Annotated in this window: 15 protein-coding genes; 9 read left to right on the forward strand and 6 right to left on the reverse strand. The window is 67.0% G+C overall.

Features of this window, described 5'->3' with window-relative positions:
- Positions 1-270: 270 nt before the first annotated feature.
- Positions 271-3,801 (reverse strand): DNA polymerase III subunit alpha, encoded by a 3,531-nt coding sequence (gene dnaE / locus A37U_RS0119285; protein ID WP_020498310.1) that lies wholly within the window; start codon positions 3,799-3,801, stop codon positions 271-273.
- Between the two features lie 297 nt (positions 3,802-4,098).
- Between dnaE and A37U_RS0119290 the strand changes: the two genes are divergently transcribed.
- Positions 4,099-5,037, forward strand: a complete 939-nt coding sequence (locus A37U_RS0119290; RefSeq protein ID WP_020498311.1) for an ABC transporter permease — start codon at positions 4,099-4,101, stop codon at positions 5,035-5,037.
- Here the strand turns inward: A37U_RS0119290 and A37U_RS0119295 are convergent.
- Complete coding sequence (locus A37U_RS0119295; protein WP_020498312.1) at positions 5,025-5,669, reverse strand: TetR family transcriptional regulator; 645 nt, start codon at positions 5,667-5,669, stop codon at positions 5,025-5,027. The two genes, A37U_RS0119290 and A37U_RS0119295, sit on opposite strands and share 13 nt — an antisense overlap.
- A 214-nt stretch (positions 5,670-5,883) precedes the next feature.
- On the opposite strand from A37U_RS0119295, the gene A37U_RS44280 reads away from it, so the two are divergent.
- The 7 genes from A37U_RS44280 (at position 5,884) to A37U_RS54665 (ending at position 8,257) form a co-directional block, all read left to right on the forward strand.
- The gene (locus tag A37U_RS44280) at positions 5,884-6,351 is read left to right on the forward strand and encodes an SDR family oxidoreductase (protein WP_276141691.1); all 468 of its coding nucleotides are present in this window, start codon (positions 5,884-5,886) and stop codon (positions 6,349-6,351) included.
- Positions 6,267-6,473, forward strand: coding sequence for an SDR family oxidoreductase (locus A37U_RS54435; RefSeq protein ID WP_276141693.1), 207 nt, complete (start codon positions 6,267-6,269; stop codon positions 6,471-6,473). Before A37U_RS44280 ends, A37U_RS54435 begins: the two co-directional genes overlap by 85 nt.
- Before the next feature lie 40 nt (positions 6,474-6,513).
- The gene (locus tag A37U_RS52970) at positions 6,514-6,792 is read left to right on the forward strand and encodes a DUF5938 domain-containing protein (RefSeq protein ID WP_020498313.1); all 279 of its coding nucleotides are present in this window, start codon (positions 6,514-6,516) and stop codon (positions 6,790-6,792) included.
- Positions 6,793-6,979: 187 nt separating this feature from the next.
- On the forward strand, positions 6,980-7,312 hold the full coding sequence (locus A37U_RS54650) for an AMP-binding protein (protein ID WP_026197376.1): 333 nt from the start codon (positions 6,980-6,982) through the stop codon (positions 7,310-7,312).
- The gene (locus A37U_RS54655; protein WP_338055020.1) at positions 7,258-7,707 is read left to right on the forward strand and encodes an AMP-binding protein; all 450 of its coding nucleotides are present in this window, start codon (positions 7,258-7,260) and stop codon (positions 7,705-7,707) included. The genes A37U_RS54650 and A37U_RS54655 overlap by 55 nt, the downstream gene beginning before the upstream one ends.
- Before the next feature lie 104 nt (positions 7,708-7,811).
- Positions 7,812-8,009, forward strand: a complete 198-nt coding sequence (locus A37U_RS54660; protein ID WP_338055021.1) for a hypothetical protein — start codon at positions 7,812-7,814, stop codon at positions 8,007-8,009.
- On the forward strand, positions 7,988-8,257 hold the full coding sequence (locus tag A37U_RS54665; protein WP_026197378.1) for an AMP-binding enzyme: 270 nt from the start codon (positions 7,988-7,990) through the stop codon (positions 8,255-8,257). The genes A37U_RS54660 and A37U_RS54665 overlap by 22 nt, the downstream gene beginning before the upstream one ends.
- Here the strand turns inward: A37U_RS54665 and A37U_RS0119325 are convergent.
- Positions 8,243-8,671, reverse strand: coding sequence for a hypothetical protein (locus tag A37U_RS0119325; protein WP_020498314.1), 429 nt, complete (start codon positions 8,669-8,671; stop codon positions 8,243-8,245). The two genes, A37U_RS54665 and A37U_RS0119325, sit on opposite strands and share 15 nt — an antisense overlap.
- A gap of 49 nt (positions 8,672-8,720) precedes the next feature.
- On the opposite strand from A37U_RS0119325, the gene A37U_RS0119330 reads away from it, so the two are divergent.
- Positions 8,721-9,086: a hypothetical protein gene (locus A37U_RS0119330; RefSeq protein WP_020498315.1), complete on the forward strand. Its 366-nt coding sequence runs from the start codon at positions 8,721-8,723 to the stop codon at positions 9,084-9,086.
- A 15-nt stretch (positions 9,087-9,101) separates the two neighbouring features.
- Here the strand turns inward: A37U_RS0119330 and A37U_RS44290 are convergent, their stop codons facing one another.
- The 3 genes from A37U_RS44290 to A37U_RS0119345 form a co-directional block, all read right to left on the reverse strand.
- Entirely contained in the window at positions 9,102-10,292 is a 1,191-nt protein-coding gene (locus A37U_RS44290; RefSeq protein ID WP_020498316.1) for a nucleotide disphospho-sugar-binding domain-containing protein, read from the reverse strand.
- Between the two features lie 52 nt (positions 10,293-10,344).
- Positions 10,345-11,025 carry a cache domain-containing protein gene (locus A37U_RS0119340; protein ID WP_157182897.1) on the reverse strand — a complete coding sequence of 227 codons (681 nt, stop codon included), beginning with the start codon at positions 11,023-11,025 and terminating at the stop codon, positions 10,345-10,347.
- A gap of 91 nt (positions 11,026-11,116) precedes the next feature.
- A complete protein-coding gene (locus tag A37U_RS0119345; protein WP_020498318.1) occupies positions 11,117-11,848 on the reverse strand; it encodes a FadR/GntR family transcriptional regulator in 732 nt (243 codons plus the stop codon).
- Positions 11,849-12,044: the final 196 nt, after the last annotated feature.

A 12,044-nucleotide genomic window follows, 5' to 3' on the forward strand; every position in this document is an offset into this window, starting at 1 on the left:
GCATGGCAATGTGCGAAAGGGACCGCCGCGACCTACTTTCGTCGTTATCGGCCCGGATACCGAGCGTCGTCGCGGCGGCGTAGCCGCCCTGGCCACCCAAGCAGCCGACACCGCGGCGAGTTCTCCGGTGTTTCCTCGCGAGGACAGCGCCGACGTGGTGTATCGGTATACATGAGGAGACGATCCCTGAGCGCGGGGGCTCCGGAGGTTCCGCTACCCGCAACCGCCACGCAAGCTGACTCACAAATAGTTCAACGCGATCAAATAGTTCTACGCGATGCAGCCCGGGCCGAGGAGCGCCTTGAGATCCCCCATCAGCGAGGGTGTCGGATCCACACGGAATCCCTCGTCGAGGCGCAGCAGCACGGTACGGCTGCCGTTCACCAGGGACAGCTGCACCTCGGTCCTACCCGGGTGGTTGGCGAGGACCTCCTTGAGCCGGGTCACCGTCGGCGGGGTGACCTTGGCGGTGAGCATCCGCAGCCGCATCGCCTGACCGTCCGCGGCGGTCGACAGGTCCGGCACCACGAGATCGTTGGCGATCAGCGAGGTGCGGTCCTCGCGCTTGGCGACCCGGGCGCGCACCAGGACGATGGCGTCCTCGACCACGTCGTGCGAGAGCACCGCGTAGGACTTCGGGAAGAACAGCACCTCGATGCCACCGGCGAGGTCTTCCAGCTGGGCGACCGCCCACGGCTCGCCGTTCTTGTTCACCCGCCGGGTGACGCTGGCCAGGATGCCGCCGATGGTCACCTGTGCTCCGTCGCTGACCGAACCTTCGAGGATGGTGGCGATCGGGGTGTCCGCCTGCGCCTCGAGGATGTGCTCGACCCCGCCGAGCGGGTGCCCGGAGACGTAGAGCCCGAGCATCTCCCGCTCGAACGTGAGCTGGGTTTTGCGGTCCCACTGTTCTTCCGGGATCCGCACGTCGAACACGCCGCCGACGTCCGCGTCGTCCCCGCCACCGAACAGGTCGAACTGCCCGATCGCCTCGGCCTTCTTGGTTTCCATGATCGCGTCGACCGCGTCGATGTGAATCATGTGCAGGCCCTTGCGCGGATGTTCGAAGGAATCGAATGCCCCGGCCTTCACCAGTGATTCGACGACCTTCTTCGAGCAGCCCGCCGCGTCCACCTTGCGCAGATAATCGGAGAAATCGGTGAACTTCCCCTTTTCCTCGCGCGCGGCGATGATCGCGTCCACGACCCCGGAACCGACGTTGCGCACCGCGCCGAGACCGAACCGGATGTCGTGGCCGACCGGGGCGAAATCCCGTGCGGATTCGTTGACATCCGGTGGCAGCACGGTGATGCCCATCTTCCGGCATTCCGAGAGGTACACCGCGGCCTTGTCCTTGTCGTCCCCGACCGAGGTCAGCAACGCGGCCATGTATTCCGCGGGATAATTCGCCTTGAAATACGCGGTCCAGTAGGAAACCACACCGTATGCGGCGGAGTGCGCCTTGTTGAACGCGTAATCGGAGAACGGGAGAAGAATGTCCCACAGGGTCTTGACGGCTTGCTCGGAATAGCCGTTGTCCCGCATACCCTTCGAGAAGTTCACGAATTCCGCGTCGAGAACTTCCTTTTTCTTCTTCCCCATCGCCCGGCGGAGCAGATCCGCTTGGGACAGCGAGTAACCCGCGAGCACCTGAGCGATCTTCATGACCTGCTCCTGGTACACGATCAGGCCGTAGGTGGTGCCGAGTACGTCCTCGAGCGGCTCCGCGAGCTCCGGGTGGATCGGGGTGATCTCCTGCTGCCCGTTCTTGCGCAGCGCGTAGTTCGTGTGCGATTTCGCGCCCATCGGACCCGGCCGGTAGAGCGCGCCGACCGCGGAGATGTCCTCGAAGTTGTCCGGGCGCATCAGCCGCAGCAGGTCCCGCATGCCGCCGCCGTCGAGCTGGAACACACCGAGAGTGTCACCGCGGGTAAGCAGCTCATAGGTCTGCTTGTCGTCCAGGGAAAGCGATTCGAGCTCGACCCGGCCCTTTCCGTTGCGCTCGATGTTGCGCAGCGTGTCGTCCAGGATGGTGAGGTTGCGCAGACCGAGGAAGTCCATCTTCAACAACCCGAGCGATTCGCACGTCGGGTAGTCGAACTGGGTGATGATCGAACCGTCCTGCGGGCGCTTCCACAGCGGGATCACATCCAGCAGCCGCGCCGAGGACAGGATCACCGCGCAGGCGTGCACACCGGCGTTGCGGATCAGGCCCTCGAGCCCGCGCCCGGTGTCGATGATCTGCTTGACCTGCGGATCGTTCTGGTAGAGCTCGCGCACCTCGGCCGCCTCGCCGTGGCGCGGATGCTTCGGGTCGAGAATCCCCTCGAGCGGAATGTCCTTGGCCATCACCGGCGGGGGCAGCGCCTTGGAGATCTTGTCCGCGATGGCGAACCCGGGCTGGCCGTGCAACACCCGGGCGGAGTCCTTGATGGCCGCCTTGGTCTTGATGGTGCCGAAGGTAATCACCTGGGCGACCATCTCCTCACCCCACTTCTCCGTGACGTACCGGATCACGTCACCGCGCCGACGTTCGTCGAAATCCACATCGATATCGGGGGGAGAGACACGATCCGGATTGAGGAACCGCTCGAAGAACAGCCCGTGCGCGAGCGGATCGAGGTCGGTGATGCCGAGCGCGTACGCGATCAGCGCACCCGCGGCGGATCCACGGCCCGGCCCCACCCGGATACCGTTCTCCTTCGACCACATGATGAAGTCGGCGACCACGAGGAAGTAGGCGCAGTAGCCCATCTTCTCGATGACGCCGATCTCGTACTCGACCTGATCGGCGTGCTCCCGGTCGACCCCGTCCGGGAAGCGGCGCTGCATCCCGGCCCAGACCTCCTCACGGAAGAACTCTTCCTCGGTCTGCGTCTCCGGGATCGGGTACTGCGGCATCATGTTGCGCGGAGTGAACATCCCGTCGATCTCCACCCGCTCCGCGATGAGCAGGGTGTTGCGGCAGCCCTCCTGCCACGCGTCGCTGGAATCGCGGGCGTACATCTCCTCGGCGGTCTTGAGGTAGTACCCCTCACCGTCGAGTTTGAACCGGCCGGGATCGTCGAGGGTCTTGCCGGTCTGCACGCACAGCAGCGCCTCGTGTGACTTGCTCTCCTCGGCGAAGGTGTAGTGCGAGTCGTTGGTGACCACGAACGGCGCTTCGATCTTGCGCGCGATATCCACCAGGCCGTCGCGCACCCGGCGCTCGATGTCGAGGCCGTGATCCATCAGCTCGACGAAGAAGTTCTCTTTGCCGTAGATGTCCTGCCAGTCGGCGGCCGCTTCGAGCGCCTTGTCGAAATGGCCCAGCCGCAACCGGGTCTGCACCTCGCCCGAGGGGCAACCGGTCGTGGCCATCAGCCCGTTCGAGTACTCGGCGATCAGCTCGCGGTCCGCGCGCGGCCACTTGCCGAGCTGCCCCTCGAAGGACGCGAGCGAGGCCACCTTCATCAGGTTGCCGAGGCCCTCGTTGTTCCTCGCCCAGATCGTCTGGTGGGTGATGGCACCGCCACCGGAGACGTCGTCGGACTTCTGGTGCGCCTCACCCCAGCGAACCCGTTCCTTCAGGAACCGCGAGGCAGGCGCCACATAGGCCTCGATCCCGGGGATCGGTTTGACCCCGGCCTTGCGCGCCTGCTGGAAGAAATCGTAGATCCCGTTCACATGCCCGTGGTCGGTGATCGCCACCGAGTCCATCCCCAGGTCGTTACACCGGGAGAACAAGTCCTTCAGTTTGGCCGCGCCATCCAACATCGAGTACTCGGTGTGCACATGCAGATGCACGAACGAGTCGGACATACGGCGCAGCCTCCCTCACCAGAACGACCAACTTGAACCAACACTCTAGCCCGGCCGGAACGGCTCTCCGGCATCGACATGCTGCAGTGAACACCATCGGACCGACAGTTTTCGGATCCGGCGCCGACACGTGCGCAAACTTCCTCACTCGCTCCGCTCCGACCTCGTTCCTCGGCCGATGCTCACTCCCTCGGCGCCTTCGCGTACCCCTGGCTCGACTTCCTCACTCGCTCCGCTCCGACCTCGTTCCTCGGCCGATGCTCACTCCCTCGGCGCCTTCGCGTACCCTCTGCCAGCGTGCATGCCGACACCGCGCGCGCCACCGACCTCGGCGACTCACGCAGCGTCCGCAAGGCGCTCGCCGATCTCACCGGCGGACTCACCAGTTACGAGCTCTGGGGCCACCTCGGCTGGCAGGACATCAAGCAGCGCTATCACCGCGCCGCACTCGGCCCGTTCTGGATCACCATCGCCCAGGCCGTGATCGCGCTCGGGCTCGGACTGCTCAACGGGCTGCTGTTCGGCGCCCATTTCCAGACCTTCCTGCCCTACCTCGCGACCGGGCTGATCATCTGGCAGTTCATCAACGGCTGCTTCATCGAGGGCATGGAAGCGTTCATCGCGAACGAGGCCACGATCAAACACGTGCCCGCGCCGCTGATGGTGTACGTGATGCGCACCCTGTGGCGACAGCTCTTGATGTTCCTGCACACCTTCATCGTCTACGTGATCCTGCTGGTCATCTTCTTCGGCGACCTCGACCACAAGTACTCGATGAAGGACGGCACCTGTCTCAAGGCGGTGCCCGGTTCCGGGATCCCCTGCCACCCGGGACTCGGCTGGTGGTCGCTGCTCGCGATCCCCGGTTTCCTGCTCGTGCTGCTGACCATGGGCTGGGTGATCATGTTCTTCGGGATCATCTCCACCCGGTTCCGGGACATGCCCCAGCTGATCAACGCGGTGCTGCTGCTCGCCTTCTACATGACCCCGGTGGTGTGGCCGATGGACCAGCTCACCGAGAAGAGCGGCAGGCGGCACGCGCTCGCGCCATACATCGAGCCGATCATCGACGGGAACCCGATCTACCACCTCATCCAGGTGGTGCGCCAGCCGCTCACCGGTGGACTGGTCAGCATGTGGAGTTACGTCGCCGTTGGGCTGATGGTCGTGGTCGGATGGGCGGCCACGCTCCTGCTCATGCGCGGTTACCGGGGCCGGGTCTCCTACTGGGTCTGACCTTCTCCGACCAGCAGATCGAGCGCGCGCACCAGTTCCTTCCGGAACCCGGCGACCTCCTCGGCCCGCCCGGAAAGCGTGCACCACAGGGCGCGCTGGAAAATCCCGTCCAGTAACGCATAGGCGGAGCCGGAACCGAGCGCGGGCGCGGCATCGCACAGTTCGGCGTACCGGCTGATCACCCGCCAGATCATCGCCTCGCGGCGTTCCTCGATCTCACGCACATCCTCGCGGAAGGTCTCGTCGAACAGACTCTGGTTGCGCAGGTCGTACCAGAGCCGGTGCAGGGGCGCGTCCGCGTTCAGCGTCGCGAAGAACATGTCCACGAAGTCCTCGCGCAACCGCGCACCGGTACCCGCCCCGGCGACCACCTCGTCGTAGCGAGTCACGCACACGGCCTCGTACTGGCGCACCGCCTCGGTGACCAGGTCCCGCTTGTCCGCGAAGTAGTAGTGCAGAACCCCATGGGAGAACTCGGAGTTCTGCGCGATCTCCCGCAGGCTTGTGCGGGCGTACCCCAGCTCGGCGAGGGTGTGCAGGGTCGCCACCGCGAGCTCGGTGCGCCGCGCCTGGAACTTGTCGACCTGGCGGCGCGCGATCCGGTCCTGTTTTGTCTCGACGACCTCCGTCACAGCTCCCACTGTATCGCCCGATGGCGTAACGGCCAGAGATTTGACAGTTGTCACAGAAAATCTTGACAACTGTCAAACTCCGGACAGCGTACAGCCCACGTCACGCGATTCGAGCGGCTTCACTGATCTCAGGGAGGAGATGCGGCATGACCAGTCATGACCTGACGGGGCGAAAAACCCTGATCACGGGTGGAGTCCGGGGACAACGGCGGGCATGGCCGAGGCGGTGCCGCAGGCGGGGAACTCGCTGGGTGGCTTCGATCTGCTGGTGAACAACGCGGGCGTGGAGACCGCCAGCCCGGTCGCGGACCCCGAGGCCACCGACATCCGCTCGATGCTCGAGGTCGGCGTACTCGGTACCGCGCTCGGTCTCGAGCACGCCTTCCGCGCGATGCGCCCGGGCGGCGCGGCGGGCGAGGGTGGTTCGGTGGTGAACATCGCCTCGGTCGCGGCGACCATCGCCTTCCCCGACATCAGCCTCTACTCGGCGACCAAGTCCGGGATCGACCGGCTCACCGGGGTGGCCGCCGCGGAATCCGGAAAACTCGGCTACGGCGTCCGGGTCAACGGCATCTATCCGGGGCTGCCCCCACGGTCATGGGTAACCAGCCGGCCGCCGACTGCGCGCGGATCGGCCTGTTCGAATCCCCCGCGCAAGCCGCGGGTGCCGTCGTCGAACTGACCCCGCAGGGCCGTCTCGGCCAGGTCGACGACAGGGCCGACGCCGTGGTGTTCCTCTCCAGTGACGCCGCCACGTTCATCACCGGGGCCGGGCTCCCGATCGACGGCGGTATGGACATCTGACCGCGAAACCGACCGCACCGACGAACGTGAGAAAACAGACGTGAATACTGACAAGCCCGTCGTCGTCTCCGGCGCCTCCGGCTACACCGGCCGGATTTCCCCGCAGGTGCGCGGCGAGATGCCACCGAGGGAGAATCCCCGGATCGACACATCCCTGGATTCGGTGCACGCTTCCGGACCGTTCGGCCGCGCGCACTGCGTGATCCACGGCAACTGCCATTACCAGCAGACGGCGGTACTCAACGCACACGCCGCCGCGCATTTGTTGCAGCAACATCCGAAAGTCCACCACCAGGAGCGAGGAAACCAGTACAGCTGAGCGATTTTCTGGACAAGGGCGCGTCACTCGACGGCGATGCTCCCTGCCTGAACGCCGACGGTGCGAGCGAGCTACGCCGAGGTGGTGCGGTCGTCCTGGCGGATAGCGGGTACCCTGCACGGCTCCGGAATCCGCCCGGGAGAATGGGTCGCGATCCTCTCGGCGAACGATCCGCTCGCCTTCGCCTGTGTGTTCGGGATTTCCCGGGGCCGGAGCCGGATGGTGCCCGATCAATCCGCGTCACGAAGCCGAGGAGAACCGGCAGCTGCTCGAGCTGTCCGGCTGCCGCTGCCTGATATTCGGAAAGTCCTTCGCCCCGTTGATGGAACGGATCGCGGACGCGCTGCCACAGCCGACCACACTGGTGTGCCTGGAAAAATCCACCGATACCGCGCCGGGCTTCGAAGAATGGCTCGACCGCGATTCTCGGGAGCCGGATCCCGTGGTGCGCCCGGACGACGAGCCGTGTGCGCTCGCCGGAACCGGGGACACCACGGGCTGCCCAAAGGAGTTCGGCTGACCGGGCACAACATCGAGACCACCACCACGCTGACCCTGATGAATTGTCCCTTCGGGGAGAATCCGCGGTTGCTCGCGCCCACCCCGCTGCCCCATTCGGCCGGCGTGCTCACCCTGCCGATTCTCACGCTCTGCGGGGAGATCGTCATCATGCCGAGGCCGGACATCGGCGAATATCTGCGACTGATCGAACGCCACCGGATCACGCATTCCTTCCTGTCGCCCACGGTGATCAACGGGCTGCTCGATCATCCGGGGCTGGGCTCGGCCAAACTGGGATCCCTGCGCTGCATCTGGTACGGCGCGGCCCCGATGTCGCCTGCCCGGCTGGCCGAAGCGCTCACCAGAATCGGCGGGTGTTCGGGCAACTGTTCGGGCAGACCGCACCGAACATGATCGCCACCCTGGCCCCGCCGAGCATTTCCGTGCGGACGGTTCCATCGCCACCGAACCCCTGAGCTCGGCGCGCCGCCCCCACCCCACTGACCCAGGTCGCGATCATGGACGGCGCGGGCGCGCTGCTGCCGAGGGGAGAACGCGGTGAGATCGTGGTCCGCAGGCCGCTGGTCATGGGCGGCTACCACGACGACCCCGAGGCGACCGCGGAGTCAGCGCACACGACCGGCACCACACCGGGAACATCGGCTACCTGGACGAGCGGAACTACCTCTACATCGTGGACCGCGCCACGGACATGATCATCACCGGCGGGTTCAACGTGTACTCCGCCGAGGTGGAACAGGCGCTGTCCGCGTACCCGGCCGTGCGGGACAGCGCGGTGATCGGGCTGCCGGACCCGAAGTGGGGTGAACTGGCCGGATTCGTCGAGGAACGGCTCGGCAGCGTGACGGCACCCGAGCAGGTGGAGATCTGGCCCGATCTGCCCCGATCCACACTCGGCAAGATCCTCAAAAACGAGGTCAGGAACCGGTTACCGCAGGGCTAGCGCGAGCACCCCGCCGAGCAGCAGGGCGAGCACCTTCACCCCTTCCAGGGCGATATAGGCGTAGTGCGCACGAGAACGGGGCGCCTCGGCACCGGCGAGCACGGCATCGGAACGGCGGGTCAGGCGCGGCTGGACCAGCACCAGCTGCGCCAGCAGCAGCACCACGGCGAGCCCGAGTGCGCCGGTCCCCCACCAGGAGAGGTTCCCGAGCACCAGGGCGCACCCCACCAGGATCGCGAACACCAGCTCGATCACATGCAGGGCACGAAAAACCAGCCGCCCGATCCCGAGGCCAAGCACCAGGGTGACTCCCGGAGCACGGAACTTCAGCGGCGCCTCCAGGAACGAGATGGCCAGCACCATCCCCAGCCACACGAAGGCCACCGCCTCAACCACATCCGCAGCCGCGCGCATACCCTGAAGCCTAATCGTCGGAAACAGGACCGAGCAGGAATGGTGACCGGTGGAACCCCGAAACGAGCAGCCGCGCGTTCTCCTGGACACGCGCGCGGAGGACCACGAACAGGGTGTCCGGTGGCGGCTCCAGGAAAGCGAGCGGGATCTGGACGCGAACATCATCGCGCTCGGGCCGCACGGCACCGTAGCCATGCACACCGGCGCCGAGGTCGACGTACTGCTGCACGTGCTCTCCGGATCCGGGCAGCTGGCCACCGAAGAGGAGAACATCGAGCTGTTCGCGGGCGCACTACTGTGGCTGCCCCGCTATTCTCGGCGCGCGTTCACCGCGGGTCCGGGCGGGCTGCGCTACCTCACCACACACCGGCACCGGCAGGCGCTGCACCTCGCGCCGCCGCCACCGGCGCGGTGACCGCGACCGTGCCCGTTAGCCGGGCAGCAATGCCTCCAGCTGTCCGATCACCGCGGCCGGGCTGGGCATTCCGGCCATCTCCGTGGCGACCTCCCGCGCCCGTTCGGCGAACTCCGGCTCGCCGAGCAGTCGTCCGATCGCCGCCCGCGCCTCCTCCACGGTGACCGTTGCCGGGTCGTGCTGCAACCCGACACCGCGCTCGGTGACCCGGTCCGCGGACATCGGGTTGTCCGCGAACGAGGGCAGCACGAACTGCGGGACTCCGTAGGCCAGCGGCGCGGCCGTGGTACCCGATCCGCCGTGGTGCACGATCAGCGAGCACCGCGGCAGTATCGCGGAGAGCGGGAGGAACCCGGCGGAGTGCACATTGTCCGGGAGTTCACCGAGTTCGGCGAGATCCGCCGAGCCCGCGGCGAGGATCACCTCCACGTCGAGACCGCCGAGTGCCTCGAGCACGACCGAGAGGTTGGAGACCCCGGCCATGATCGGCACCACGGTGCCGAGCGTGACGAGCACCCGCGGCCGTTTCGATTCGCCGAGCGCCCAGTCCGGGGCGACGACCCCGCCGTTGTAGGGCACGTACTGCATCGGCCACCACGGCCTGCCGTCCCGGTGATCCGGTTCCGCCACGCTGATCCCGCCCATGCTCGGCGCGCGGAGATCGATGCGCGCCAAGGGTTCCGGCAGTCCCCCGGCGATGCCGTACTTCTCCCGCAACACCTCGTTGATCGCCGTGTCGTTCAGCGTTCCCGAGCGCTCCCGGAAATCCTTGTCCCGCATCGACCAGGAGACCCGGTTGCCCGCCTCCAGCGCGGGCACCCCGAGCTTCGCGGCCACGTACGGACCCGCCATGTGATCCGAGGTGTACACCACCAGATCGGCGCCGAACTCCCGGCCGAATTCGATCGTCCTGCCCGTCATGGTCAGCGCGAAGAATCCGAACGGCGCTCCCGCCCCGGCCGCGGCCCGCAATTCTTCGGACATGTCTGGCGAATCGGGCTCCGCGACCATTTTGGTGAATTCCGCCCAGATATCTCGTCCGGGACAGGTATCGGCGACCGTGAGCCCGGCCTCGGCGAGCACCGGGGCCATCGGAGCCGCACTGACGAACAGCACCTCGTGACCGGCCGCCCGGGCCGCCCAGGCGAGCGGGACGATCGGCAGGGTGAGGCCATAACCGGGCATGGCGGTGAACAGAATACGCATGCGGCCAACCTAGCCGCGCGGCAAGAGCGCTGTCCAAAGCATTCCCGGCGGACTAGGGCAATTCCAGCAGGGCGAGCGGAAGCCGCCCGCAGCGGTAGAGCGGGCCGCCCGCGCCGTTCTCCCACAGCTGCACCACATCCGGGGAACGCACCAGGGAACCGGTCACCTGGCGGACCGAAGTGGACACGACCACCCTGCCGTGCGCGTTGACGAGCGCGATCCGCCCACCGAGGGAACGCAGCAGCGGCATCAGCACCCGCTCGAGCCCGCGCACGTACACATCCGAACCGACGACACCGACGAACTGGTCCCCGTCGTGCACCGGGAGCGTGAACGTGAGTGAGTACTCGTCGGTGCACAGATAATCCACGTAAGGCCCGGTCACGTGCCGTTGCCCGGTGCTGCGCGGCGTACTGAACCAGGGCTGGCGGGTGTAGTCGAGGAATTCCTCGCTCGTCGGGTCGAGGCTGACCTGGAGCCGCACCGGATCGTTGGGCACCTCGCCCTTCCACCATTCCAGCCATCGGGGACGGTCGGCGAGCATGCCGACATCGGTGATGAACCCGCAGCCGACCACGAGTCCCCGTTCGGTGCCGAGCATGCCGATGATCTGGCCGCGCAGGGCCTCCAGATCGGCAACCCCGGGGAAGGCCCCGGTGCCGGCGCGCTCGGCATAGACCTGTTCGACGCTGGTGCGCAGCGTGCCGAGCGCGGCGAAGATGCGCTCCAGCATCGCCGTCACCTCATCCGCGACGCTGGTTACGGTCAACGTTGGCATCTGTAACACCGGTGCTCCAGGTGGTAATCGCTCCGACGAAGGCACCCTACGTCGTGCAGAGCCGCATGTGTAGTTCCGCGAGCTGTTCGATCGCCTCGAGTACGTGTTTCTCGGTCAGCTCCCGCGCCCGCGGGCCATCCGCATCGGCGATCGCCGCGGCGATCGCCGTGTGTGCCTCGCGTGCCGTGCGCAGCGCCCCCTGTTCGCTCGTCGGCAGCCACAGCAGCGCGCCGAACTCCCCCTGGAGCCGCACCTCCAGCTGGGTCAGCCGGGGCGACTGCCCCGAGGCGGCCACCTCGAGGTGAAAGGCCCGCTCCGCCCGCTGGACGCCCGATTCTCCGGAGCCGAGCTCATCGACGCTGGTACCGATCCTGGCGATGTCCTCGGCGGAGGCCCGCTCGGCGGCCAGCCGCGCCGCGGTGCCCGCGATGGCCGAGTACTCGTCCCCGATATCGCGGATCTCGGCCAGGGTCATCTCGCGCAGCCGCGCCCGCACGGTGGCCTTGGCCCGGTCCGCCGGGGTGCGCACGAAGCTGCCCCCGCCCCGGCCGCGCCGCGTCTCGACGAGCTCCTGCTGCCGCAGCGCCGTCAAGGCCTCGCGAATCGTCACCGTCGACACGCCGAACCTCGCGGCCAGCTCCGACTCGCTCGGTAACTGCTCCCCGTCCTCGAGCAGCCCGAGGCTGATCGCATCGGTCAGCCGTTTGGCCACCGTTTCGGCTCTACCCCGCTGTTCGAGCGGTGCGAACACCGCCGAACGCGCCGCGCTCTCCGTCATCAAGGCACCCGTCACTCGATCCACCGCACCCGAACCTAGAGCACATCTGGATGTCGTGCCGGCGCCTCGCGGCGTAGTCCTCCTCTCGCCGGGCTTTCGACGTTGCAGCGCCGCTGCGCTGTCGTCGTCCGCATCGCGCAGCATTCCCTCGGACAGCGGGTGTCCCGCAGGACACCGTGGCTCCCGCTCGCGACGG

Source organism: Sciscionella marina DSM 45152, from assembly GCF_000379465.1.
Lineage (GTDB): Bacteria > Actinomycetota > Actinomycetes > Mycobacteriales > Pseudonocardiaceae > Sciscionella > Sciscionella marina.